General features: G+C 59.8%; 21 protein-coding genes. 13 read left to right on the forward strand and 8 right to left on the reverse strand.

Annotated features, from left to right (window positions below):
• The coding region (locus ACW4DH_RS17660; RefSeq protein ID WP_459637720.1) for an alcohol dehydrogenase catalytic domain-containing protein at nucleotides 1–375 on the reverse strand (375 nt) is incomplete at its 3' end.
• A 380-nt stretch (nucleotides 376–755) separates the two neighbouring features.
• On the opposite strand from ACW4DH_RS17660, the gene glyA reads away from it, so the two are divergent.
• The 7 genes from glyA to ACW4DH_RS17695 all read left to right on the forward strand — a co-directional run bounded on the left by glyA (nucleotide 756) and on the right by ACW4DH_RS17695 (nucleotide 10,103).
• Complete coding sequence (glyA, locus tag ACW4DH_RS17665; protein ID WP_459637721.1) at nucleotides 756–2,081, forward strand: serine hydroxymethyltransferase; 1,326 nt, start codon at nucleotides 756–758, stop codon at nucleotides 2,079–2,081.
• A 46-nt stretch (nucleotides 2,082–2,127) separates the two neighbouring features.
• Nucleotides 2,128–3,378, forward strand: coding sequence for a sarcosine oxidase subunit beta family protein (locus ACW4DH_RS17670; RefSeq protein WP_459637722.1), 1,251 nt, complete (start codon nucleotides 2,128–2,130; stop codon nucleotides 3,376–3,378).
• A 161-nt stretch (nucleotides 3,379–3,539) separates the two neighbouring features.
• Nucleotides 3,540–3,944 (forward strand): sarcosine oxidase subunit delta, encoded by a 405-nt coding sequence (locus tag ACW4DH_RS17675; RefSeq protein ID WP_459637723.1) that lies wholly within the window; start codon nucleotides 3,540–3,542, stop codon nucleotides 3,942–3,944.
• Complete coding sequence (locus tag ACW4DH_RS17680; RefSeq protein ID WP_459637724.1) at nucleotides 3,941–6,979, forward strand: sarcosine oxidase subunit alpha; 3,039 nt, start codon at nucleotides 3,941–3,943, stop codon at nucleotides 6,977–6,979. Before ACW4DH_RS17675 ends, ACW4DH_RS17680 begins: the two co-directional genes overlap by 4 nt.
• Entirely contained in the window at nucleotides 6,972–7,607 is a 636-nt protein-coding gene (locus tag ACW4DH_RS17685; RefSeq protein ID WP_459637725.1) for a sarcosine oxidase subunit gamma, read from the forward strand. Before ACW4DH_RS17680 ends, ACW4DH_RS17685 begins: the two co-directional genes overlap by 8 nt.
• A 64-nt stretch (nucleotides 7,608–7,671) precedes the next feature.
• Nucleotides 7,672–8,538: a formyltetrahydrofolate deformylase gene (gene purU, locus ACW4DH_RS17690; protein ID WP_459637726.1), complete on the forward strand. Its 867-nt coding sequence runs from the start codon at nucleotides 7,672–7,674 to the stop codon at nucleotides 8,536–8,538.
• Nucleotides 8,539–8,720: 182 nt separating this feature from the next.
• Nucleotides 8,721–10,103, forward strand: a complete 1,383-nt coding sequence (locus ACW4DH_RS17695) for an L-serine ammonia-lyase (protein ID WP_459637727.1) — start codon at nucleotides 8,721–8,723, stop codon at nucleotides 10,101–10,103.
• A 296-nt stretch (nucleotides 10,104–10,399) separates the two neighbouring features.
• On the opposite strand, the gene ACW4DH_RS17700 is transcribed toward ACW4DH_RS17695, so the two are convergent.
• The 3 genes from ACW4DH_RS17700 to ACW4DH_RS17710 form a co-directional block, all read right to left on the reverse strand.
• Entirely contained in the window at nucleotides 10,400–12,121 is a 1,722-nt protein-coding gene (locus ACW4DH_RS17700) for a proline--tRNA ligase (RefSeq protein ID WP_459637728.1), read from the reverse strand.
• Between the two features lie 166 nt (nucleotides 12,122–12,287).
• Entirely contained in the window at nucleotides 12,288–13,190 is a 903-nt protein-coding gene (locus ACW4DH_RS17705) for a carbon-nitrogen hydrolase family protein (protein ID WP_459637729.1), read from the reverse strand.
• A complete protein-coding gene (locus ACW4DH_RS17710; RefSeq protein ID WP_459637730.1) occupies nucleotides 13,190–13,789 on the reverse strand; it encodes a GNAT family N-acetyltransferase in 600 nt (199 codons plus the stop codon). Before ACW4DH_RS17710 ends, ACW4DH_RS17705 begins: the two co-directional genes overlap by 1 nt.
• A gap of 178 nt (nucleotides 13,790–13,967) precedes the next feature.
• On the opposite strand from ACW4DH_RS17710, the gene ACW4DH_RS17715 reads away from it, so the two are divergent.
• Entirely contained in the window at nucleotides 13,968–14,405 is a 438-nt protein-coding gene (locus ACW4DH_RS17715; protein ID WP_459637731.1) for a hypothetical protein, read from the forward strand.
• A 218-nt stretch (nucleotides 14,406–14,623) separates the two neighbouring features.
• On the opposite strand, the gene ACW4DH_RS17720 is transcribed toward ACW4DH_RS17715, so the two are convergent.
• On the reverse strand, nucleotides 14,624–15,808 hold the full coding sequence (locus ACW4DH_RS17720) for a benzoate/H(+) symporter BenE family transporter (protein ID WP_459637732.1): 1,185 nt from the start codon (nucleotides 15,806–15,808) through the stop codon (nucleotides 14,624–14,626).
• 109 nt (nucleotides 15,809–15,917) lie between these two features.
• Here ACW4DH_RS17720 and ACW4DH_RS17725 point away from each other — a divergent pair, with 109 nt between their 5' ends.
• Both ACW4DH_RS17725 and ACW4DH_RS17730 read left to right on the forward strand, forming a co-directional pair.
• Nucleotides 15,918–16,490, forward strand: a complete 573-nt coding sequence (locus ACW4DH_RS17725; protein ID WP_459637733.1) for a helix-turn-helix domain-containing protein — start codon at nucleotides 15,918–15,920, stop codon at nucleotides 16,488–16,490.
• Nucleotides 16,491–16,644: 154 nt separating this feature from the next.
• Nucleotides 16,645–17,067 carry a DUF2267 domain-containing protein gene (locus ACW4DH_RS17730; protein WP_459637734.1) on the forward strand — a complete coding sequence of 141 codons (423 nt, stop codon included), beginning with the start codon at nucleotides 16,645–16,647 and terminating at the stop codon, nucleotides 17,065–17,067.
• A gap of 97 nt (nucleotides 17,068–17,164) precedes the next feature.
• Here the strand turns inward: ACW4DH_RS17730 and ACW4DH_RS17735 are convergent, their stop codons facing one another.
• The 3 genes from ACW4DH_RS17735 to ACW4DH_RS17745 form a co-directional block, all read right to left on the reverse strand.
• Nucleotides 17,165–18,031, reverse strand: a complete 867-nt coding sequence (locus ACW4DH_RS17735; RefSeq protein WP_459637735.1) for an N-acetylmuramoyl-L-alanine amidase — start codon at nucleotides 18,029–18,031, stop codon at nucleotides 17,165–17,167.
• Nucleotides 18,032–18,122: 91 nt separating this feature from the next.
• Nucleotides 18,123–18,866, reverse strand: coding sequence for a DUF3307 domain-containing protein (locus ACW4DH_RS17740; RefSeq protein ID WP_459637736.1), 744 nt, complete (start codon nucleotides 18,864–18,866; stop codon nucleotides 18,123–18,125).
• A complete protein-coding gene (locus tag ACW4DH_RS17745; RefSeq protein ID WP_459637737.1) occupies nucleotides 18,848–19,504 on the reverse strand; it encodes a hypothetical protein in 657 nt (218 codons plus the stop codon). The genes ACW4DH_RS17740 and ACW4DH_RS17745 overlap by 19 nt, the downstream gene beginning before the upstream one ends.
• 230 nt (nucleotides 19,505–19,734) lie before the next feature.
• On the opposite strand from ACW4DH_RS17745, the gene ACW4DH_RS17750 reads away from it, so the two are divergent.
• The 3 genes from ACW4DH_RS17750 to ACW4DH_RS17760 all read left to right on the forward strand — a co-directional run bounded on the left by ACW4DH_RS17750 (nucleotide 19,735) and on the right by ACW4DH_RS17760 (nucleotide 24,395).
• Nucleotides 19,735–20,841, forward strand: coding sequence for an AI-2E family transporter (locus ACW4DH_RS17750; RefSeq protein WP_459637738.1), 1,107 nt, complete (start codon nucleotides 19,735–19,737; stop codon nucleotides 20,839–20,841).
• Between the two features lie 182 nt (nucleotides 20,842–21,023).
• Nucleotides 21,024–22,304: an ATP-grasp domain-containing protein gene (locus ACW4DH_RS17755; protein WP_459637739.1), complete on the forward strand. Its 1,281-nt coding sequence runs from the start codon at nucleotides 21,024–21,026 to the stop codon at nucleotides 22,302–22,304.
• Between the two features lie 66 nt (nucleotides 22,305–22,370).
• Nucleotides 22,371–24,395: a CocE/NonD family hydrolase gene (locus ACW4DH_RS17760; RefSeq protein WP_459637740.1), complete on the forward strand. Its 2,025-nt coding sequence runs from the start codon at nucleotides 22,371–22,373 to the stop codon at nucleotides 24,393–24,395.
• Nucleotides 24,396–24,483: the final 88 nt, after the last annotated feature.

Below are 24,483 nucleotides of genomic sequence, written 5' to 3' on the forward strand. Positions count from 1 at the left end.
ACCATAGGCGCCGCCGGCCCGATCGTCGTTGACGTGCAGACACACGCCGGTATGGCCTTCCTTGCAGGTGCGACAGCGGCCGCAGGCCACGTTGAAGGGCACCGAGACGAGATCGCCGATATCGAGAAACTCGACGTCCTTGCCCTTCTCGATCACTTCACCGGTGATTTCATGTCCCAGCACCATGCCGGACGGTGCCGTGGTGCGGCCGCGTACCATGTGCTGGTCGGAGCCACAGATGTTGGTGGAAACGACTTTCAGAATGACCCCATGCTCAATGGCACGGCCGTTAGGCGCTTCCATCCTGGGGTAGGCAATGTCCTGCACCTCGACGTTGCCCGGACCGATATAAACGACACCACGATTGTCTGGCATGCTGATTCCTCTTGTACGTTTCGCCATGGTCACATTCGCAGAAAAAGACCACGTCGGATTGGTTGGCGCTCTGACACCTTGTGTTCGGCTGTGCCAAGCGTGCGCTTGGACTTCAAGCGTGGCTCAAGCGCAAGAGGGAGAGTTATCCATGGGCGACATTGGATAATAAATTGACGACGTAGTGATTTGTCGTCTTGGCGTTATGTCGTCTTATCGACCTGCATGTCGCAAATACACCGAGCGGTGACGTCGTTAAGCATCTTGGGCGGCGGGGCCAGCGATACCATCGCGGCAGGATAGCGTTCGTAGATGGCCAGATTCGATTCTCCGACGCTACACATGGCCAATACCGGACAATAAATGAATGACGAGGAGGCGACATGCTTCACTACGGTTTTTCCCCCCAGGCCCGCTTAGCCAGCTACGATGCCGCGTTAGCCACGGCGATTGCTGAAGAAACGGCGCGCCAGGAAGCGCATATCGAACTGATCGCCTCCGAAAACTACGCCAGTCGGCTCGTCATGGAAGCGCAGGGCACCCAGTTGACCAACAAGTATGCCGAGGGCTATCCCGGTCGGCGCTACTATGGTGGCTGCGAGTTCGTCGACAAGGTCGAGGCCCTGGCGATCGAGCGTGCCTGCGACCTGTTCGGCGCCGACTACGCCAATGTCCAGCCGCACTCCGGGGCCCAGGCCAACGCGGCCGTATTCATGGCCCTGATCAAGCCGGGCGACACTGTGCTGGGCATGAGCCTGGCCCACGGCGGACACCTGACCCATGGGGCCGCGCCGAACTTCTCCGGCAAGCACTACCATGCCGTGCAATACGGCCTGAACCCCGACACCGGCGAGATCGACTACCAGGAAGCCGAGCGTCTGGCGCGCGAGCATCGACCGAAGATGATCATCGCGGGCTTTTCGGCCTATTCGCGTGTGGTCGACTGGCGCCGTTTCCGCGCCATCGCCGATGAGGTCGGGGCGTATCTGATGGTCGACATGGCGCATGTCGCGGGGCTGGTCGCGGCGGGGCTCTATCCCAGCCCGTTGCCGCATGCCCACGTGGTGACCACCACCACCCACAAGACGCTGCGCGGACCGCGCGGCGGCCTGATCCTGTCGGCGAATGCCGATGAGGCGATGGTCAAGAAGCTCAATGGCGCGGTGTTCCCGGGCCAGCAGGGCGGTCCGCTCATGCACGTGATCGCGGCCAAGGCCGTAGCCTTCAAGGAGGCCATGAGCCAGGAGTTCGTCAACTACCAGCGCCAGGTCATTGCCAATGCGCGTGCCATGGCGCAGGTCTTCGTCGAGCGCGGCTTCGATGTCGTCTCCGGCGGCACCGACGACCACCTGTTCCTGGTCTCGCTGATCAAGCAGGGCGTGACCGGCAAGGATGCGGATGCCGCCCTGGGCCGGGCGCACATCACCGTCAACAAGAATGCCGTGCCCAACGATCCGCAGAGCCCGTTCGTCACCTCGGGGCTGCGCATCGGCACGCCGGCGGTCACTACCCGCGGCTTCGTCGAGGCCGATTGCGAACAGTTGGCCGGTTGGATCTGCGACATCCTCGATGTGCTCGCCGAGCAAGGCAGCACCGACGCGGTGGAAGCCGACGTACGCGACAAGGTGGCCTCGCTGTGCGCGCGCTATCCGGTCTATGGCGACGCCCAGAGCCGCGAGCCTGCCGAGAGCCAGACCTCCGTGGCCTAAGCCTGTCCGTCAGCGGCTCCCAGGGGGCCGATCGAGGAGAAAGTCTATGCAACGCTATTCCGGCTTCGGGTTGGTCAAGCACGCGCTCAGCCATCATGAAAACTGGCAGCGCCAGTGGCGCAACCCCACGCCCAAGAAAGAGTACGACGTGATCATCGTCGGCGGCGGCGGTCACGGTCTGGCCACGGCCTATTACCTGGCCAAGGAACACGGCATCACCAATGTCGCGGTGATCGAGAAAGGCTGGCTGGGCGGCGGCAACACCGCGCGTAACACCACGATCGTGCGTTCCAACTATCTATGGGACGAGGCGGCGGCCCTCTACGAGCACTCCATGAAGCTCTGGGAGGGGCTGTCGCAGGACCTCAACTACAACGTGATGTTCTCGCAGCGCGGGGTGTTGAACCTCGGCCATACCTTGCAGGACATGCGCGATATCCAGCGCCGTGTGAACGCCAATCGGCTGAACGGTATCGACAGCGAGGTGCTGGACGCCAAGGGCGTGCAGGAACTGGTGCCGATCATGGATTGCTCCAAGAACGCACGCTATCCGGTCATGGGCGCCTCCTGGCAGCCGCGCGCCGGGGTGGCACGCCACGATGCGGTGGCCTGGGGCTTCGCCCGCGGCGCCGATGCGCGGGGCGTCGACATTCTCCAGCAGACCGAGGTCACTGGCTTCAAGATCCTCGACGGACGCGTGGTGGGCGTACATACCAACCGCGGTGACATCGGGGCCAAGACCGTCGGCTGCGTGGCGGCCGGCAACTCCGGCGTGTTGGCCAAGATGGCCGGCTTCAAGCTGCCGCTGGAATCGCATCCTCTGCAGGCGCTGGTCTCCGAGCCCCTCAAGCCGATTCTCGACACCGTGGTGATGTCCAACCATGTGCACGGCTATATCAGCCAATCGGACAAGGGTGACCTGGTCATCGGCGCAGGGATCGATGGTTACCTGGGCTATGGTCAGCGCGGCAGCTACAGCACGGTGGAGCATACCCTGCAGGCCATCGTCGAGATGTTCCCGATCTTCTCACGGGTGCGCATGAACCGTCAGTGGGGCGGCATCGTCGACACGTGTCCCGACGCCTGTCCCATCCTCTCGGCCACGCCGGTCAAGGGTTTGTTTTTCAATTGCGGCTGGGGTACCGGGGGGTTCAAGGCCACGCCGGGCTCGGGGCACGTATTCGCCGCCAGCCTGGCCAAGGGCGAGATGCACCCTATCGCCGCGCCGTTTTCCGTCGACCGTTTCCACACGGGGGCGTTGGTCGACGAGCATGGCGCCGCCGGCGTCGCACACTAGCTTCTGCGAGCTGCGCCGCGCGATGGCGGCGTTGTTCGACACGTCGGAATCCTCATGTACAAACACGTACATTCCGGTTCCTTCTTTGCCGAACGCCTTGCCATCACACCGCTCGCTGGCGCAGAAAAACGATGGCTCTCATCCACGGTGTTGGAGGGAAAATGTTTCATATCTACTGTCCGTACTGCGAAGAGCACCGCGAGGAAGAGGAATTCCACCCCAAGGGGCAGGCGCACATTCAGCGTCCTGCGGATCCCGAGACGTGCTCCGATGAAGCCTGGGGGGACTACCTGTTCTTCCGTGACAACCCGCGCGGCGTGCACCACGAGTTATGGGTGCACGCGGTCGGTTGCCGCAAGTTCTTCAACATTACCCGCCACACGGTGAGCTACGAGATTCTCGAGACGTACAAGATGGGCGAGCAGCCTTCGGTGACGGCAAAGAGTCTGCCCGAGAAAGACAAGCAGGCCGGTGTCCAGGCGGCCTCGGGCGGCTGGCAAACGGTAGGTGCCCGTCCCGAAAGTGAAGCATTGAACGATGCAGCAAACCAGGGGGCGCGGGTATGAGCCAAGTCAATCGACTGCCGCAAGGGGGCCGGATCGATCGCTCCCATACCGTGAATTTCACCTTCAATGGCAAGCCGTATGAAGGCTACGTCGGTGACACCTTGGCCTCCGCCCTGCTGGCCAATGGCATCGATGTCGTCAACCGCAGCTTCAAGTATTCGCGTCCGCGCGGCATCGTCGCCGCCGGGGCGGAAGAGCCCAATGCGGTAGTTCAACTGGGCGCCAGCGAAGCGGCTCAGGTGCCCAACGTGCGCGCCACCCAGCAGGGACTTTATGAAGGGCTCACGGCTCGCAGCACCAACGGCTGGCCCAACGTACAGCGCGACCTGATGGGCATGGTCGGTAAGCTGAGCGGGACGTTCATGCCGCCGGGCTTTTACTACAAGACCTTCATGGCGCCGGCGTCGCTGTGGATGACCTACGAGAAGTACATCCGCAAGAGCGCCGGGCTGGGACGTAGCCCCACCGAGCCCGATCCGGACAGCTACGATCACATCAATCAGCATTGCGATGTGCTGATCGTCGGTGCCGGCCCGTCAGGCCTGGCCGCCGCGATTGTCGCGGCGCGTAGCGGGGCGCGAGTCATCCTGTGTGACGAGCAGGAGGAAATGGGCGGCTCGTTGCTGGATAGCCGCGAGCTGATCGACGATGCGCCCGCTGTGCAATGGGCCGATCGTGTCCTCAACGAGCTCGGCGGAATGGAAAACGTGACCCTGCTGCCGCGTACCACCGCCAATGGTTACCATGACCACAACTTCGTGACGCTGCACGAGCGGCGCAGCGAACATCTGGCCGATAGCGCACCCACCGTTGGCAGCCGTCGTCAGGTTCGATCACGTTTGCACCGCGTGCGTGCCAAACAGGTCGTTCTGGCCACCGGCGCCCATGAGCGTCCGCTGGTCTACGCCAACAACGATGTGCCCGGCAATCTGGTCGCGGGCGCCGTGTCTGCTTATATCCGTCGCTATGGGGTGGTCCCCGGCCGCAAGCTGGTCCTCTCCGCGACCAACGATCACGCCTACCGCGCCGCGCTGGACTGGCACGAAGCGGGCCGCGAGGTGGTGGCGATCGTCGATGCGCGTGACAACCCCAGGGGCGATCTCGTCGACAAGGCACAGTCGTTGGGCATTCGTATCATCACGCAAAGCGCCGTGATCGAGGCCAAGGGCGCCGAGCGGGTCAACGGCGCTCGGGTCGCCAGAATCGACGCCAAGCTGTTCAAGGTGGTTGGTAAGGTCGAGGAACTGGCCTGCGACACCATCGCCAGCTCCGGCGGCTACAGTCCGGTCATTCATCTGGCCTCGCACACCGGCTCGCGGCCGACATGGCGGGACGATATCCTGGGTTTCGTGCCTGGCGAGGTGAAGGGGCTCACCCCGGCCGGCGGCGCGCATGGCGTCTATCCGCTCAGCGAGGTCATTCACGATGGCGCCGAGGCCGGCGCACGGGCGACCCAGGCCGCGGGCTTCGAGGCTGATGCCACGGCACTGCCGCAGGTCGCTGCCCGCCAGGACGGCCAGGCCTGTGCGCTGTACCAGGTGCCGCACGAGAAACAGACCATGCGCGCGCCCAAGCAGTTCGTCGACCTGCAGAACGACGTCACCGCGGCGGGCATCGAGCTGGCGACCCGCGAAGGCTTCGAGTCCATCGAGCACGTCAAGCGCTACACCGCGATGGGCTTCGGCACCGACCAGGGCAAGCTGGGTAACATCAACGGCATGGCGATTGCCGCGCGCTGCCTGGAACGCTCGATTCCCGAGGTGGGGACCACGGTGTTCCGACCCAACTATACGCCGGTCACCTTCGGGGCCATCGTCGGGCGTCACTGCCGCGAGCTGTTCGATCCCGAGCGATACGCGGCACTGCACCAGTGGCATGTCGAGCACGGCGCCGAGTTCGAAGACGTGGGACAGTGGAAGCGTCCGTGGTACTTTCCGCGCACCGTCAATGGCAAGCAGGAGACCCTGCACGAGGCGGTGGCCCGTGAGTGCCTCGCGGTGCGCGAACGCGTCGGTATTCTCGACGCCTCGACCCTGGGCAAGATCGACATCCAGGGTCCCGATGCCCGCGAGTTCCTGGGCCGCGTCTATACCAACAAGTGGGCCAAGCTGGCTCCGGGTCGCGTGCGCTATGGGCTGATGTGCAAGGACGACGGCATGCTCATGGACGACGGCACGACCAGTTGCCTGGGCGAGAACCACTTCCTGATGACCACCACTACCGGCGGCGCCGCTGGCGTCCTGGAGTGGCTGGAACTCTGGCATCAGACGGAGTGGCCGGAACTGCAGGTCACCTTCACCTCGGTGACCGACCACTGGGCGACCATGACCGTGACAGGCCCCGATGCCCGCAAGCTATTGGCCGAGGTCACCGACATCGACCTCGACAAGGAGCAGTTCAAGTTCATGGACTGGCGCGAGGGCACGGTCGCCGGCGTGCCGGCCCGGGTCTTCCGCATCTCGTTCACGGGCGAGCTGGCCTTCGAGATCAACGTGCAGGCCAATTACGCCATGCACGTCTGGAGGACCCTGTTCGACCATGGCGAGAAGTATGACCTGACGCCCTATGGCACCGAGACCATGCACGTGCTGCGTGCCGAGAAAGGGCTGATCATCGTCGGCCAGGATACCGACGGGTCGGTCACGCCCGAGGATCTGGGCATGCAATGGGCGATTGGCTACGACAAGCCGTTTTCCTGGATCGGCAAGCGCGCTCTATCGCGCCCCGACACCCGGCGCACGGATCGCAAACAGTTCGTCGGCCTGAAGCCCAAGGACCCCAAGGTGGTGCTGGAAGAGGGCGCGCAGATCGTCTTCGATCCCAAGCAGAGCATTCCCATGGTCATGGTGGGCCATGTGACGTCCAGCTACTACAGCCCCTCGCTGGGCCATGGCTTTGCCTTGGCCGTCGTGAAAGGGGGGCACGAACGCATGGGCGAAACCGTCTATTTGCCGATGGTCGATGGTACCGTCCACGAGGCCGAAATCGTCAGCCCCGTTTTCGTCGATCCCAAAGGAGAGCGCCAGAATGTCTGACGTCAGAGAATTCAACACCCGGCCGTCCGGCAGTCCGCATGCCGAATCGCCACTGGCTTGGTCCTTTCAGCGCCAGGGCACACCACCCCGCGAGGCCAGGCCGGGCGTGATACTGCGTGAAAAAGCGGGTCTCGGTCATCTGATCCTGCGCGGCGGCGCCATCGTCCTGGATGAAGCGGTGCGCGAGACACTGGGCCTGTCGTTGCCGGCCCGCCCTCATGCACTGACGCTGGATGACAGCGGAGAACGCTCGATTCAGTGGTTGGCGCCCGACGAATGGCTCGTCATCGTGCCCGGCGGCGAAGAGTTTGCGCTGGAAGGCCGGTTGCGTCAGACCCTGGGCCAGGCGCACTTCAGCATCGTCAATGTCAGCGGCGGCCAGACCGTGCTGACGCTGCGCGGCGAGAACGCACGCCAGGCACTCATGAAGTCCACGCCCTACGATGTGCACCCGCAGGCGTTCCCGGTGGGCAAGGGCGTCTCCACGGTGTTCGCCAAGGCCTCGGTTGTGCTGCGCCGGCCGGCCGAGGACACGTGGGAGCTCGTGATCCGCAGGAGCTTTGCCGACTACTGCTATCGCTGGCTGCTGGATGCTGCGGCAGAGTATGGCGTCATCGTGGAGCGATGAATCGTTAGATCGGCCATAGGTCGGTCTCTCTTTCCCTGACAAGTCGATAACATATGGGGACGTTATGAGTCGTATGCCCGATACCTGGATCATCGCCGCCCAGTGCCCCAGCCGCCTGGGCACGGTGGATGTAGTCACGCGCTTTCTGAAGGAGCAGCGCTGCTACATCACCGAACTCAACTCCTTCGATGACCGGTTGAGGGGGCGCTTCTTCATCCGTGCCGAGTTTCGTCCCGAGGAGGAGGGCTTCAGTGGCGAGGTCTTCCGTGAGGCATTCGCGGCGCGTGCCGCCGATTTCGCGATGGACTATGAGCTGACCGAGCCGGGTAAACGCCTGCGCACGGTGATCATGGTTTCCAAGGCCGACCACTGCCTGAACGACCTGCTGTACCGCTATCGCATCGGTCAGCTGCCGCTCGACATCCGTGCGGTGGTCTCCAATCATCCGGATCTTGAGCCGCTGGCCACCTGGCATGGCCTGCCCTACCATCATTTACCGGTCACCCCCGAGACCAAGCCGCAACAGGAAGCGCAAATCCGGAAAATCATCGAGGAGAGCGGGGCCGAACTGGTGGTCCTGGCCCGCTACATGCAGGTCCTCTCGCCGGCCATGTGCGAGCTGTTGACGGGGCGTGCCATCAACATCCATCACTCGCTGTTGCCCGGCTTCAAAGGGGCCAGACCTTACCATCAGGCGTACGAGCAGGGCGTCAAGCTGGTCGGCGCGACGGCACACTACATCAACAACGATCTCGACGAGGGGCCGATCATCGCCCAGGGCGTCGAGCCGGTCGATCATGCCCACTATCCGGAAGACCTGGTGGCGAAAGGGCGCGACGTCGAATGCCTGACCCTGGCGCGGGCCATCGGTTATCACCTGGAACGCCGCGTCTTCCTGCATGCGAGGCGAACAGTCGTGTTCGGTAACTGACAATGCTGTGATTTAATTAATAGTGAGTGACTCTATGCATATGGATTAATTGTTTTTTAAGGTAAGTCTAGTTATAAAAAGTTCCGCTCAATGTGGCAGTGCTTTTTATTTTTATATGTCAGATATTATCGGTTTTTAAGATGAATCGGTCTCCTCGATAGTTATAATCATAAGGTGTTGCCATGCCTATCAGCGTTTTTGATCTTTTCAAGGTTGGGGTAGGTCCCTCCAGTTCGCATACGGTGGGGCCCATGTTGGCCGCCTTTAAGTACCTCGCTTCATTGCGTGAAAGAAACCTGATCAATCAGGTTGCTCGCCTCGAAGTTCATCTCTACGGTTCATTATCGGCGACCGGCGTTGGGCATGGGACAGACCAGGCAGTGATCGTGGGTCTGATGGGAGAGCGACCCGATACCATTGATCCGCGCATCATTGCGTCCAGCATCGAGAGGCTGAAAGAAAAGGGAATATTGCAGTTGGGTCGGAAGATTGATGTTCCTTTCTGCTGGCAACGGGATCTTCATTTTCATGAAGAGAGCCTGCCCTACCATCCTAATGCGATGACGCTTATCGCCTACTCGCATGAAGGTAGCATACTCTACGAAAACACCTTTTACTCAGTGGGGGGCGGCTTCGTTGTCGATCAAGCGCAGGTAGAAAAAGGGCTGCTGGATTCGGACACGGCTGAGATTCCCTACAATTTTAACACTGCCAAAGAATTGCTCTCTTTCTGCCAGCGAGAAGATATGAGCATCAGCCGTATCATGCTGGAAAATGAAAAGGTCTGGCGGAGTGAGGATGAGGTCAGGAGCGAACTTTGGCGCATATGGCAGGTCATGTGTGAATGTATTGACAATGGCTTGAACAATGAAGGGGTCTTGCCTGGGGGGCTCAACGTCAAGCGACGGGCAAGACAACTCCATCAACGTCTTCAAACGGCCGAACAGGGTGCCTGCCTGATTGCTTCGACGTTCGCTGCCATGGAGTGGGTCAACATTTTTGCGTTAGCCGTCAATGAGGAGAACGCGGCGGGAGGGCGGATGGTGACAGCGCCCACCAATGGAGCGGCAGGCATCATTCCTGCCGTATTGCATTATTATATGAAGTTCAAGGCGAGCGCTAGCGAGAGGGATGTCGTCGAGTTTCTGCTTGCGGCCGGGGCGGTTGGCATCCTTTGCAAGAAAAATGCTTCCATATCAGGTGCGGAAGTGGGTTGCCAAGGAGAAGTCGGGTCCGCTTGTGCTATGGCAGCGGCAGGATTGGCGGAGGTCATGGGGGGAACGCCTGAGCAAGTGGAACATGCGGCTGAAATCGGGCTTGAACACAATCTTGGCCTGACCTGCGATCCGGTAGGGGGCCTGGTTCAAGTTCCCTGCATTGAGCGGAACGCAATAGCCACCGTCAAGGCTATCAATGCCGCTCAAATGGCCTTGAGAGGTGATGGGAGCCACTTCATATCTTTGGATAAAGTCATCCGAACGATGCGCGATACAGGAAAGGATATGCACGATAAATATAAGGAAACGTCCCAAGGCGGCCTGGCAGTCAATACTATCGAATGCTAAGGAGTCGCTGAACAGTTCAGTGTTGGCATGCTCTCGATGGCCAGACTAGTGCCGGCCGCGCTCGGACAGTAAGACGGCGACAGCACCTCAATCAGCCATTGTCACGGCCTCAGGAATGCTTCTTAGCCAGTTAGCCAGGAACCGTTCATGGTGGATGAACTTCTTCCTGCTTGGTGCTTTGGTTGAATGAAAAAGGTCCGATTCGCCAGGCGGCTCCGGTCAGCCGGTGGCCGGAAAGCCGAATCCATCCCGCCGCAGGTCGCAAGGCGACTGCGGCGGGATTCACGTAGTGTTGCCTACCGGGCGAGCTGCTCACGCAGATGCTCGAGGAGGCTTTCGGCGGGGATCATGGTGGCTTCAGCATCGCGGCGTCCCTTGTATTCGAGTTCACCCTTGTCGAGGCTGCGCTCACCGATCACGATCCGGTGAGGAATGCCGATCAGCTCCTGGTCGGCGAACTTGACTCCCGGACGCAGATCGCGGTCATCCAGCAGCACGTCAATTCCCGCGGCGGCGAGTTCGTCATGCAGCCGTTCGGCAGTTTCGCGGACACGCTCGGACTTGTGTGCGTTCATGGGCACCAATACCACTTCAAAAGGGGCAATGGCGTTGGGCCAGATGATACCGTTGGCATCGTAGTTCTGTTCGATGGCGGCCGCCACCACGCGGGTTACACCGATGCCGTAGCAGCCCATCCACAAGGTGGTGGCCTTGCCGCTATCGTCGAGCACCGTGGCATTCATCGCCTCGGAATATTTCTTGCCCAACTGGAAGACATGACCGACTTCGATGCCACGCTTGATCGAGAGCGTGCCATGCCCGTCCGGTGAAGGGTCTCCCTCGATCACATTGCGGATATCGGCCACCTTGGGCAGCGCGACGTCACGCTCCCAGTTGATGCCGAAATAATGCTGCCCATCGATGTTGGCGCCGGCACCGAAGTCGTTCATCAGCGCAACGCTGCGATCGATGACGATCGGCATGTTCAGGTTGACCGGACCCAGTGAGCCAGGACCAGCCCCCACCGCGGCGCGAATTTCCTCTTCCGTGGCCATGGTCAACGGGGCGGCGACATCCGGAAGATTCTCGGCCTTGACTTCGTTGAGCTCATGATCGCCACGCACCAGCAGGGCGATCAATCCCCCTTCTGCGGCATGTACCATCAGCGTCTTGACGGTTTTCTCGATGGGCAGGCCATGCTGCTCGACGAGGGCCGCGATGGTCTTGGCATGCGGTGTATCGACCAGTCGCATCTCTTCACCGGGCGCAGGCCGTTCGGCCTTCTCGCCGACCGGTACCGGCAAGGCCTCGGCCTTTTCGATATTGGCGGCATAATCCGAGGCGGTGGAGAAGACGATATCATCTTCCCCGGACTCGGCCAGAACGTGAAACTCGTGGGAACCGGTGCCGCCGATCGAGCCGTTGTCGGCGAGCACCGGGCGGAAATCCAGGCCCAGTCGGGTAAAGATACGCACGTAGGCGTCATACATCGCCTGATAGCTTTCCTTCAGCGAGGCTTCGTCGGTATGGAAGGAATAGGCGTCCTTCATGATGAATTCACGCGAGCGCATCACCCCGAAGCGCGGGCGGATTTCATCGCGGAACTTGGTCTGGACCTGATAGAAATTGGCCGGCAACTGCTTGTAGCTGCTGATCTCCCGGCGCACCAGGTCGGTAATCACTTCTTCGTGAGTCGGACCGACACAGTAGTCGCGGGCATGACGATCCACCAGGCGCAGCAGCTCCGGCCCATACTGTTCCCAACGTCCTGATTCCTGCCACAGCTCGGCGGGCTGGACGGCGGGCATCAGAACTTCCTGCGCGCCGGCACGATTCATTTCCTCACGCACGATGCGTTCGACCTTGCGCAGCGTGCGCAGGCCGACGGGTAGCCAAGTGTAGAGCCCCGATGTCAGGCGCCGGATCATTCCTGCCCGCAACATGAGTTGGTGGCTGACGATTTCGGCGTCGGCAGGAGTTTCCTTGAGGGTGGAAAGCAGCAGTTGACTGGCACGCATGAGTACGGCGTTCCCTTAATGGATAGTGACGTTGGGCCGATGATTGCCGGGTGTCGGCAATCATTCCCGTGTCGCCCGGTGTCGACATCGAACGCAGGGCGGTGGAATGTCGGCATTGTACGGTCAAGCGAGGATCTCGGCAAAAGCCCGGTTCGACTCGGCTGATTCAGCGCAGATTGACCAGGGTGGGGGCGACAGGCTGATCGCATGTCTGGCAGGACCAGTCGGCATGGTTTCGCACCTGGCCATGGCGGCGCAGATCGGCAACGCGGGCCAAATCCAGACTGACGGTCTGCCAGCCGGGGGTAGTGTCCGCCGACCTGGTCAATATGCCGTCAGGAGGAAAGCCTTGGTCGCAAGGAGTGTATACGGCGGCATGACCGACATTGATATCCACGGCAGGCGACCAGGGCGCTTCGCCCACGGTAGGGGAATGGACTACCGCGATCTGCTGCTCGATGGCGCGGGCCTGGGAAGAATAGCGTACACGATGATATCCGGCTTGGGTGTCGGTGCAACTGGGCACCAGCAACAGTTCGGCACCGGCCTCGACTAGCGTTCTGGCCAGCAGGGGGAATTCACTGTCATAGCAGATCAGTACCCCAAGTCGGCCCATCGGCGTATCGAACACGCGCAGGCTCTCATCCCCGGCTGAGATCCCCCACTCCTCGGCTTCGAAGCGCGTCATGATCTGCTTATCCTGATAGCCCGCTTTGCCGCTCGGTGTCAGCAGCCAGGCGCGGTTGACGAAGCGCTCACCGGCAAGCAGCCAGGGGAAGGAAGGGGCGAGCAGCGTCACACGATGCTGCGCGGCCAGGTCGCGCCACGTTGCGATGAAGGCGTCGCGCCAGGACTGTAGTGCGTGCAGCTGGCCGTGAAGGTCCTCCTGCAGGGCCTCCGGCAGTAGCGACGCCAGTTCCAGGCTGCCGTATTCAGGGAGTACCAAGAGTTCGGCCCCCCGGCTCACGGCGTCATGTACCCAGCGTGTCGCTTTGGCCTGAAAATCGACAAAGGCGGTAAAATGATCGATAGGGTACTGGGCGGTGGCTATCTCGATCGTTCGGGTCATCAATGGTCGTCCTCTTGGGCCAGCGTCTTGAGCCAGAAGACCATGGGCTTGTCGCTCTCTTGCGCATCGCCGACATCCTTCCAGGCAAAATGGGTAATGAGTTCGGGGTGGCGGCGGTAGCCTCGGCTGCGCCAGAACCCATGCAGGGGTTGATAACCGGCGGGCTTCGCGAAGTGATTGTCAGGGCGTTCCACGGCGCAGAAAGCGACGCTATCGAACCCCGACTGTCGGGCATGTCGCTCACGCTCGGCCATGAAGGCTTTGCCGATACCACGGCCGCGATAAGACGCTAACAGTACCGACTCGCCATAATAGAAAATGCGCTTCAGATCGTAATCGCTGCGCTCGAAGGGGGCACGGAACTCCTCGCATTCCTCCATCAGGGGCAATGCAGTGGCGGCGCCAACGAGTCGCCCCTCGTCAAAGGCCAGTACGAATAGACTTTGCCGACACTCGGCATAGCGTTGCAGATAGCGCGCTTCGTAGGCCGGGTCGCCTGCGTAGAGATAGGGGTATTCGCGAAACACATCGATGCGCAACGCGGCCAGTGCATCCCTGTAGGGCGAGATAGCCGCACCCTGCAGGGTTATGATGTGCATATCGGTCATGTGATCCTTGCAGTGATGGGAGAAGCGTCACCTTGGCAGCAGGGGGCAGAGGAAACTCAATTCAGAGCCTTGCAAGGTGGTGCGATAGGGCTTTCTATTTGGCCATGGACAAGCATACTGATTTTTAGGATATGATGATTTGTCTCGTAAACCCAAGAAGGAGAGCCTCATGACGCCGTTTCGTCCCCGCACATTTCTAGTGGCCACTCTCATTGCTGCTTCCATGACCTCCTTGGCGGGTTGCGGCACAATATTCTACCCCGAGCGCAAGGGACAGATGAACGGTCGTATCGACCCGGCTGTCGCCGTTGCCGACGGTATCGGCCTGCTGTTCTATATCATTCCCGGTGTGATCGCCTACGCCATCGATTTCTCCAACGGCACCATCTACCTGCCTAGCCGTAGTACCGCCGAACTCGACACGCTGCACTTCGAAGACGAACTCGACGTCGTCACGCTCGAAAAGATGTTGGCCGAGAAGACCGGTAAGCCGGTGAGTCTGGATAGCGAACTGGTGCGCGTGGAACAGGTGGGAACGCTGGACGAAGCATTGGCCTTGGTCCGTATGGCGGGCATCGATGACAATGAGCGGCTGGCAGCAATGTAGTGAGTGTCTCGGCTGGACCCTACGGTTTCAAGGTCGGCTCATGGCAGGAAGACTGATCCTGGCGTTGTCATTGGCAGCGCCAGGGCAGAGCCGTTTGGCTATGATTGGCTAGGGTATCGAAACGGCAAGGCTTCTCGAAGCGTCTGTGCCAAGTGTTTATACCGTTATCTTCAATACTTAAAATTTCTGGCCGCGATACCCGTCCATTCAAGTGATCGTTACATCGCCGACGTACGGCGCCAATGCAGTAGCCCTTGCGCCAATAATCCCGCCACCAATCCCCAGAAAGCCGAGCCGATTCCCACTAGCGTGACGCCTGAAGCGGTAACCAGAAAGGTTATCAGCGCAGGCTCGCGGTGGGCGTCATCTTTTACTGCAACGGCAAGGCTGGTGCCGATAGTGGCTAGCAGGGCCAGTCCTGCTACAGCCAGTATCAGCTCGTGAGGAAACGCGGCAAACAAGGCGCCCACTGTTGCGCCGAATACGCCGGTCAACGTATAAAAGACACCCGCAGCCACGCTGGCGACATAACGCCGATCAGGATCGGGGTGAGCTTCCCGGCCCATACAGATGGCGGCGGTGATGGCGGCTAAGTTCAGCGCATAACCGCCAAACGGCGCCAGCAACAGCGTCACGATGCCTGTCCATCCGATGAGTGGCGATAATGAAGGCGTATATCCCGAGGCGCGGATGACGGCGATGCCCGGCAGATTCTGCGACGCCATGGTGACCACAAACAGCGGTATGCCTACGCCGACCAAGGTGGAAAGAGAAAACTCGGGAGCGGTGAAGACGGGCACACTCAGGGAAAATACAAAATCTTCGAAATGGAGCAGTCCCTGGCTGGCGGCAATGCCGACCCCGATCACCAATACGCCGACAATCGCGTAACGCGGCCATAGTCTCTTGCCCACGAGATAGGCAACGAACATGGCGAAGGGAACCCAGAAACGTGATTGCATGGCCACGAATACGTCCATTCCGAACCGTAGTAGCACGCCGGCAAGCATGGCCGAGGCCAACGCCTGGGGAATGCGATGCATCACCCGTTCGAATAGGCCCGTCACGCCGCACAAGGTGATTAGCACTGCCGAAAACAGGAAGGCACCGATCGCCTCTGACATCGGAACGCCGGGCAGGCTGGTAGCCAGGAGTGCCGCGCCGGGCGTCGACCAGGCCGTGAGCAGTGGCATGCGATAGTACAATGATAACCCTAGCGATGTGACTCCCGTCCCCAGGCCCAGTGCCCACAGCCAGGAGCTGATCTGAGCCTGGCTCGCGCCGGCAGCGTCCGCTGCCTGGAAGATGATGGCCGCTGAGCTGCTGTAGCCCACGAGCACTGCGATGAAGCCGGCGACAATAGCCGACAGGGAGACGTCACGCAGAGGTAATGGGGAAGGCATGGCAATTTTTCCGTCCAGAGTGTGCGTTATAGCGCACAAAGATTACCGTACCCTAGCATCGTGCGTTATCACGTACAATCGCATGGACACGACGCCGTGCGGAGAAGCCATGCAGAATATCGTTCATCACATTGCCGTAACCCTGCGGACAATGCGCTCCGCCCGGGGGTGGAGCCTGGACCGTGCTGCCCGTGAAACGGGGGTCAGCAAGGCCATGCTGGGACAAATCGAGCGAGGCGAGTCAAGCCCCACTGTAGCGACGCTATGGAAGATCGCCAGCGGGTTTCATGTCTCCTTCTCGCAATTCATCGAGGTCAGTGAAGGGACAAGCATCGCCCGTACGCTGTGGCGCGACACCGGGGCCGAAGTCTTCGATGAAATGCAATCGGGGATGCGCGTCGTGCCCTTGTTCCCGTTTGATTCATCGTTGGGAGTTGAAATGTTCCTCATCGAGTTGATGCCTGGGGCGTGTAGCGAGTCTGCCCCCCATGAAGTAGGCGTCGTGGAACATGTCATCGTTATCGACGGCACCATGGAGCTTTATCTGGAGGGAGAGTGGCGACACCTGCAAGCAGGAGACGGTGTGCGCTTCGCGGCAGATCAGCCGCACGGTTACCGTAACAGGACAGAGGACAAGGCCCGCTTTCACAATGTGATCCATTACTCCGGCCCGAGGCATTGATCCGTTTATAACTCTTTGCAAAAGGCAAGCTCTTGATACAGTAAATAGGCACATGATCGATATATTGGGCATAAGCGATTGAGCGTGAGCAGTTCTTGCGGCGTGTCATGCGGTGCCTTGCCGCAAGTCATGTTTCAAAGAAAGGAGGTCGCAAATGAGCGAGTCCGGACTTGCAGTTTTCGACAAGACATTGCACACCACGCATATCTGGCTGGATGACATCATGGCCGATCTTGGGCCGGATCGTCAGGTCGCGTGGCATGCGCTCGGAGCGGTACTGCGTACCTTGCGCGATCGTATGCCGCTCCCGCTGGCGGCGCATTTGGGCGCCCAACTGCCGTTGTTGGTGCGGGGCAGCTACTACGATCGCTGGCAACCTCAGGTGCAACCCGACACGATGCGTTCCCGCGAGGAATTTTTGCAGCATGTCGAGGAAGAGCTCGACAAGACGCGGGGCGACATCGACGTTACCGATGCGGTACGTAGTGTCTTTCATGTGCTTTCTCAGCATGTCGACCCGGGGCAGGTGGAAAAAATCAAGGAAGCACTGCCTGCCGAGATTCGCGCTCTTTGGTGAACTAGACGAAGCGAATCTGTGACAAGCCAACGTTCAGGTTCAGAGTTATAAGGCAGCCATGACTCGCAAATACACGATGGGTTGCCGTCAGTTGCCGTCACAAACGGCTGTCTTCCTGTAGTAGGGCGGCAGCCGTTTCCTTACCACGGTACTTTTCGATAAGTGCCCACAGTCTCGCCATACTTTCCGGATCTGGATAGCCCGCATAGTTGGCCGGCCGGAAATGCATCTGGAAGGCCCGCAGTACGTCGCGGGTTCGGTTATCCAATGTGCCGCTTGCCTCCAACGAATAACCATAGCTTGCCAGTGCCTGCTGTATTTGTTTCACGCAAGGCAGGCGACTTTGGAATCTCTGCCGGTAGCTTGCGACCGTGGTGTCGTCCGGCCAGGCTCCGATTCCTGCCTGATAGAGCTGGCGCCAGGGGAAGCGCGGCCCCGGATCGATCTTGCGCGAGGGGGCGATATCCGCATGTCCTACCACATCGGTCGGTTCGATCGCGTGGCGATCGATAATGTCGCGGCTTAACGCGACGAGCGTCTCGATCTGCTCGGAGGGGTAAAGCGACCAGCGTCGTCCGGTAGCCGTATCCTGGGGACCTTGATTGACGATCTCGATGCCGATCGAGGTGTCGTTAAGGTTGATATGGCCTTGCCAGGCGCTCTCGCCGGCATGCCAGGCCCGTTGCGACTCGTCGACCAGTTGGTAGACCTGCGGCGAGGCCAACGGTTGGCGGGGTGGCACAGGAACGACGTAATGGACACTGACGAGAGGACCGGTCAGCGTTTTCAATGCGTGTGCTTCATCACTATCGGTGTAATGAAGCACCAGATGGCGGATACGGCTGTTATACGAGACGGCGGTATAGCGTGAGTCGACACGATAGCCTGGGCGATTCTCCAGGGAGGCTGGGCCGGCACAGGCGCTCAGCAAGACGCTAAGGCCCAGTAAGATGCCAATCGGCACGAGACTTATCTTTTCCGGCATGACGATGCGGCCATTTTTTTCTATTACCTGTCTCTATTCTGTTGTTGCCCCTGTTGCAGCAACATGATCGCTACAGCATCTGCAGTCCGTGGCGGACGAGAAGGCCAAGGCTCAAGGTCAGCGCAAAGCTGAGCATGGTGCCCAGCAGCACATACTCGGTGAGCTTCCTGTCGCGATCCTCACGCAGGTCGCCGAAGCGCAGTACCGACTTGGCCGCCAATAGAAAGCCGATCGGCATCAACTGGTCCGTCAGCACGAAGGTCAGTACCAGAAACCGCTCCAGCATCCCGATACGCGCCCCGGCATCGGCTAGCGTACCGGCATTCTCGATCTGGTCGCTCCAGCGGCTCATGACCAGGGCAATGAGAATCGATAGTGGGCGCAGGATCAGCGTGTACGCCACGATAATCAGCAGTACGCTTGGTTGGACCATGGCCCTGGCGACGTTGGCCAACCAGGGCCAAGCCGTCAGTAATGTAGCCCATATGAGCCCCAGCATGACCAGGTGAAGCAACTGGTCGAGCAGAAAGTAGCGCAGCTTTTCGGGGGGAAGATGGCTCTTGAAGATATCGATCAACAAATGCGAAAGCCCGATCATCAGCGCGGCGAATATCGCCGGGCCCATGGGTTGCCTGCCGATCAGAAGGACCGCCAATGGCAACAACGTGTGCACTCCCGCATGCAGGTAGAGCGCGCGCGAACGCTGGCGACGCAGCTGTTTGTCGTGTACCCAGGCGCTGCTTTGCAATAGAAAGTCACCTGCCAGATGCGCCAAGAGCAGGGCTAGCAACAACGCTAGGGCTTGAGGGGGCATGGCAAGGCCTCCGCGACTCGTCGGCTGACGTAATCGAGATAGTCATGGATCAACGACCAGCGGGCCGCCGCCAGGCGTTTATGAATCGTAGGCTGCGCACGCTCGAGGCGTTCGGCCAGTGCCTGCTGGGACTCCTGATGCAGCAGGCTCAAGTAGGCCACTTCCGCCGAGTAGCGTGACCAATGGCTGATAATGTCATCGGCGAAACGGGTCAGTAGGGTGAGCTCATCCGTCAGCTCGGCTATCGGTGTGACAATCGCTTGGCGAACCGCTGTCTGCCCCAGCGTATCGAGGCGGCGACCCGACAGGACGAAAACCTCTCCGTCGGCATCAGCGAAGCGGCTCGCGTCAGGTATCTTGCCAAACCCCAGGCCGACGGCGATGCGGGCATCCCACATTTGCTGTCGAGAAGGCGATTGGCGGATCAGTGCTGCACGCACCAGGACGGCGGCCGTCATGGCAATGGCAGGCTCCGGCAGGGCAATCTGGAACCCATCGCCCCGGTAGCGGTTACCTTGCGCCCCAAAGCGCTCCGCTAGAATATCCATGATGGCATCCAATGTGTCGTGCAGGCGCGCTTTGTCGTCGATGCGCTGTGAGCCGACTACGTCCCCGGTGAGTACGCCGATCTGTTTCATGGCTTTTCATCACACCTCTATAGCCATTTAAGCGAATAAAAGCCATTAATAGCCATATAAGGCTATTATTTCAAGCGCCTGTCGTGATCATACACCCTGTATCGTTCTCATGCTCAACGCCTCTGATACTGTTCATGCATACAGTATTGCCAAGTCGCTCAAGGATGCAAGCCGTGACTGATGAACGTCTACACTAGGGGACGCACCTTTTTAGAGGAGAAGGATCATTCATGGATGAAGACGCATCGACACCGAACAGTAACGGGCGTGTAGCCGAAGACCCTACCCAACTGCGGCACTTCGCGCGCAAGGTCTGGATCACGGTGGGCATCACGGCCGCGGTCGTGACGCTCCTGTCACTGGCATGGCTGGGGCTCGAGGTGCTTTTGATGGCGCTGGCAGGGCTTTTGATGGCGCTGTTTTTCTACCTTCCCGCCGCCTGGCTCAGTCGGCACAGTTTTCTTTCGCATCGCTGGGCGCTGGGGGTGGTTCTGCTGGTGCTTATCGGCCTGTTGGTGCTATTCAGCCTGAATTTCGCGTCTCATCTGACTCAACAGTCTCAACAACTGGTACAGATATTACCGAGTTCTCTGGAGGCGCTGGAGCAGCAGGTACGAGCCTGGCCCCTGGGATCGCAAGTCATGGATCAGTTGGAACAGGGCCAGTCTATCACCGGTGCGTTCGGCAACGGATTTGCACATATGACCTCGATTTTTACCACTACGTTTGGCGCATTGATCAACGCCGTGGTCATACTCTTTATCGGCCTTTTTGTGGCCTTCGAGCCCTGGACTTACCGTAAGGGACTGTTGTTGCTGGTCTTCCCGCGGCAGCGCAATACCGCGGCCGAACTGCTGACGGCCATCGTGAATCGAATGAGTTGGTGGCTGCTGGGTCGACTGGTATCGATGACGGTTATCGGGATGTTGACCGGAGTCGGACTGTGGCTGCTCGGGGTACCGATGGCGCTTTCTCTCGGTCTGCTGGCGGCCGTGCTCACCTTTATTCCCTATCTGGGGCCGGTGCTTTCTGCCATTCCGGCATTGCTGGTGGCATTCACGCTGGGACAGGAGATGCTGGCCTATGTCGCCGGGCTTTATCTGGGCGTGCAGATGCTCGAGAGTTATCTCATTACGCCGTACATACAGCGCGAGGCGGTCAATATTCCGCCGGGGGTACTGATTGTCGTGCAAATATGGCTCAGCCTGTTCGCCGGGGCGCTAGGGTTGCTGATGGCTGGCCCGTTGACCGCGCTGACGATGGAGATCGTCAAGCGAACCTATGTGGACGGCTGGCTGGCCAAGGACACATCAGAGCCGACAGCGGGAGACAATTAGTTACCTTATGAAGCTTTAGTCCGTGCAGATGAGTGCGTTACGTTGTGGTTGAAGACGAATTCCAGCCTTTTGGCTATGGTTTATAAGGCAGCGTGCAGTACGGGAGCAAGGAAAGAACACGCAGGGAAGAAACGAGCCGCATCGATCTGCGGCTCTATTGTCAACAGCATGGAGAGCAAACGATGAAACGGAACATTTTCATTCCGGCCTTGTACGACTTTCAGCGGGCTGAACTGCAAACCTTGCGGCATGCCGATGAGTTCGACTTCCACGGGTTACTCGATGCTGAAACCTTGGTCGAACCCGAAGAACTGTCGTTCGATGGGCTGCTGCAACAGATGCGCGAGCAGCTCAAGAGCTTTTCCGGCTCGGTGGATGCGATCATTGCTCACTGGGATTTTCCGACCAGTGTATTGGTGCCCATTCTATGCAAGGAATATGGTATCCCGGCGCCCTCGCTGGAAAGCGTGCTCAAGTGTGAACATAAGTACTGGAGCCGGGTGGAGCAGCAGAAGGTGATTCCCGAGGTCGTTCCGCGCTTCAATAGCGTTGACCCTTTTGCCGAGAATCCACTGGAGCAAGTGGATCTCGAATACCCTTTCTGGCTCAAGCCAGTCAAGGCGTTTGCGTCCCAGTTGGGCTTTAAAATTGAAAATGACGAACAGTTCCATGAAGCGATAGAGGCAACTCGCGCCGAGATTCACCATTTTGGCGATCCCTTCAACGAAGCGCTGGCGTATGCGCAACTTCCTGCCGAGATTCAGCAAGCCGATGGCAATACATGCATTGCCGAAGAGATCATTTCCGGTGTGCAGGGCGCGCCCGAAGGGACCGTTTTCCAGGGCAAGTTCAACGTTCACGGGGTATTCGACCAGCCGAGTGATGCGACCGGCAAGGTTTACGATCGCTTAGAGTACCCATCCGGCCTGCCCGAGCATGTACAAAAGCGCATGATCGATGTCAGCGAACGTTTCATTAAGCATATCGGTTTCGACAATGGCTGCTTCAACGCCGAATTCATGTGGGACGAAGAGAGCGATCAGCTCTGGCTAATCGAATTCAACACGCGTATTTCCCAGTCGCACAGCGAGATGTTCATTCTGGTGGATGGCATGTCCAATCACGAAGTGGCGATTGACGTCGCGTTAGGTGTTGAACCTTCCATGCCGTATCGCCAGGGCCGGTTCGATGTGTCGGCCAAATGCATCATTCCGCACTATGAAGATGGAGTTGTGACTCGTGTTCCCAGTCAGCAGGAACTGGAGGCGCTTTATGAGCGGTTCCCGGGCTCCAAGGTCAGGCTCGATGTCGAGCCGGGAACACGGCTGAGCGAGTTGCCCAACCAGGACAAGGTGTCCTACCACCTGGGTGAAATCTTTCTGGGGGCAGACACTCACGAGCAGATCCGCGAACAGTACCAAGCCTATCTGGACGCTCTGCGATTCGAATTCGAGCCGGTTTAACACTACGGTGACGTCAACGGTTCACCGAGCTGAGACGATATTGAAGAGCAACACAAAGGAGACGCAATGAAAACGGACGTTTCGCTGCCTTATGACGTGCGTGTCATTGAGAATGCCTTTATCACCATGAGAGATGGTGCGCGGCTGGCCGCGCGTATCTGGCTACCGGTCGATGCCGAGAGTCAGCCCGTCCCCGCCATCATGGAATACATCCCCTATCGCAAGCGCGACATCACCCGAGGCCGGGATGCCACCAACCATCCTTACATGGCCGGGCATGGCTATGCCTGTGTACGGGTCGATATGCGCGGCAGCGGGGATTCGGACGGCGTTATCACCGACGAGTACACCCGCCAGGAGCAGGAGGATGGCGTCGACGCGATCGCCTGGATCGCCGAGCAATCGTGGTGCGACGGCAATGTCGGGATGATGGGGATCTCCTGGGGCGGCTTTAACAGTCTGCAGGTCGCGGCACAACGTCCCCCCGCATTGAAGGCGATTATCAGCGCGTGCTCGAGCGACGACCTCTACGCCGACAATATGCACTACATGGGCGGATGCCTGCTGGGGGACAACCTCTCAGAAGCGACCGTGATGTTCGCCTTCAATAGCCTGCCGCCGGACCCGGAAATCGTCGGGGATCGCTGGCGCGACATGTGGTTCGAGCGCCTCGAGGGAAGCGGATTATGGTTGGAATCCTGGCTTGAGCATCAACGGCGCAGCGATTACTGGAAGGCGTCTTCGGTGCGTGAGCATTACGACGCCATTCAATGTCCCGTCTATGCGATCGGGGGGTGGGCCGACGGCTTTACCAATACCGTGTTCCGGTTGCTCAAGCACCTGGACGTGCCGCGCAAAGGCCTGATCGGGCCTTGGGGGCACAAGTATCCGCATGATGGCATTCCCGGACCGGCGATTGGCTTTCTGCAGGAGGCCGTGCGCTGGTGGGATCATTGGCTGAAAGGCAAGGACACCGGCATCATGGACGAACCCATGCTGCGGGTGTGGCGTCAGGACAGTGTTCCCCCTCATACTTCCTATGAGGATCGTCCGGGGCGCTGGATAGGCGAGTCCTGCTGGCCATCGCCGAACATCACCGAAACCTACTATCCACTGGGACCGCGCTACATTGCCGCCAGCGAGGACGAAAAGGTCGAGCGTGAGGCGATGACCATTCAATCGCCCATCAGCGTGGGGATGCATGCCGGCAAGTGGTGCTCCTACGCGGCGACGCCCGATTTACCCGGCGACCAACGCGAGGAGGACGGCGGGGCGCTGGTCTTCGAGAGCCGGCCGCTTGAAGAGCCGCTGGAGATCTTCGGCCGACCCAGCCTGGAGCTGGATCTGGCCGCGGATAAACCCCTGGGGATGGTGGTGGCACGCCTGTCCGATGTGGCACCGGATGGACAGGCAACGCGCGTGACCTACGGGCTGCTTAACCTGGCGCACCGTAATGGCAGTGAAACCCCGGAGCCTCTGCAACCGCACAGTTACTATCAAGTACGCGTGACACTCAACGGTATCGCGCAGCGTTTCCCCGCGGGGCATCGGCTGCGCATTTCATTGTCGACGTCCTACTGGCCGCTGGCCTGGGTACCGCCGGAGCCGGTGACACTGACGATCATGTCGGGCAGCAGTTCGCTGTGCCTGCCCATCCGCGAGCCGCAAGCGGAGGACGACCGACTGCCGGCGTTCCCCGAGCCGGAAAGTACTCCGCCTCTCGAAACGCGCTTGCTTGAGCCAAGTGAGCATAACTGGCGGCTTATCAGTGACCTGGCGAGAGATGAATCGACTCTTGAGGTAATTAACGACCAAGGGGCTTTTCGGATCGAGGACATCGGTACGGAGATTCGGCGCAATACCCAAGAGTGGTACACCATTCGTAGCAACGATTTCACCTCGGCTCGTGGCGAGACCTACACTGAGCGGGCCTTCAAGCGCGATGATTGGGACATCGAAGTCACGACCCGTACGGTACTGACCTGCACCCGGACGGATTTTCATGTCTACGCGGAGCTCGATGCCTACGAAGGCGACAAGCGTGTCTACTCGCAGAACTGGGACCGCACCATTCCCCGTGACCATATCTAGACAGTTCCTGCCTGTCATGTGGTGCGATTCCGCCCGGCCCGTTGAGTGCCGGGCGGAATTTTTTGACAACTCGGTGCGCGCGAACCGG

The organism is Halomonas sp. WWR20 (assembly GCF_054602495.1).

Coding starts and splice junctions, on each gene's coding strand:
- glyA (WP_459637721.1), top strand. CDS start 756: ATGCTTCACTACGGTTTTTCCCCCCAGGCCCGCTTAGCCAGCTACGAT.
- ACW4DH_RS17670 (WP_459637722.1), top strand. CDS start 2,128: ATGCAACGCTATTCCGGCTTCGGGTTGGTCAAGCACGCGCTCAGCCAT.
- ACW4DH_RS17675 (WP_459637723.1), top strand. CDS start 3,540: ATGTTTCATATCTACTGTCCGTACTGCGAAGAGCACCGCGAGGAAGAG.
- ACW4DH_RS17680 (WP_459637724.1), top strand. CDS start 3,941: ATGAGCCAAGTCAATCGACTGCCGCAAGGGGGCCGGATCGATCGCTCC.
- ACW4DH_RS17685 (WP_459637725.1), top strand. CDS start 6,972: ATGTCTGACGTCAGAGAATTCAACACCCGGCCGTCCGGCAGTCCGCAT.
- purU (WP_459637726.1), top strand. CDS start 7,672: ATGAGTCGTATGCCCGATACCTGGATCATCGCCGCCCAGTGCCCCAGC.
- ACW4DH_RS17695 (WP_459637727.1), top strand. CDS start 8,721: ATGCCTATCAGCGTTTTTGATCTTTTCAAGGTTGGGGTAGGTCCCTCC.
- ACW4DH_RS17700 (WP_459637728.1), bottom strand. CDS start 12,121: ATGCGTGCCAGTCAACTGCTGCTTTCCACCCTCAAGGAAACTCCTGCC.
- ACW4DH_RS17705 (WP_459637729.1), bottom strand. CDS start 13,190: ATGACCCGAACGATCGAGATAGCCACCGCCCAGTACCCTATCGATCAT.
- ACW4DH_RS17710 (WP_459637730.1), bottom strand. CDS start 13,789: ATGCACATCATAACCCTGCAGGGTGCGGCTATCTCGCCCTACAGGGAT.
- ACW4DH_RS17715 (WP_459637731.1), top strand. CDS start 13,968: ATGACGCCGTTTCGTCCCCGCACATTTCTAGTGGCCACTCTCATTGCT.
- ACW4DH_RS17720 (WP_459637732.1), bottom strand. CDS start 15,808: ATGCCTTCCCCATTACCTCTGCGTGACGTCTCCCTGTCGGCTATTGTC.
- ACW4DH_RS17725 (WP_459637733.1), top strand. CDS start 15,918: ATGCAGAATATCGTTCATCACATTGCCGTAACCCTGCGGACAATGCGC.
- ACW4DH_RS17730 (WP_459637734.1), top strand. CDS start 16,645: ATGAGCGAGTCCGGACTTGCAGTTTTCGACAAGACATTGCACACCACG.
- ACW4DH_RS17740 (WP_459637736.1), bottom strand. CDS start 18,866: ATGCCCCCTCAAGCCCTAGCGTTGTTGCTAGCCCTGCTCTTGGCGCAT.
- ACW4DH_RS17745 (WP_459637737.1), bottom strand. CDS start 19,504: ATGAAACAGATCGGCGTACTCACCGGGGACGTAGTCGGCTCACAGCGC.
- ACW4DH_RS17750 (WP_459637738.1), top strand. CDS start 19,735: ATGGATGAAGACGCATCGACACCGAACAGTAACGGGCGTGTAGCCGAA.
- ACW4DH_RS17755 (WP_459637739.1), top strand. CDS start 21,024: ATGAAACGGAACATTTTCATTCCGGCCTTGTACGACTTTCAGCGGGCT.
- ACW4DH_RS17760 (WP_459637740.1), top strand. CDS start 22,371: ATGAAAACGGACGTTTCGCTGCCTTATGACGTGCGTGTCATTGAGAAT.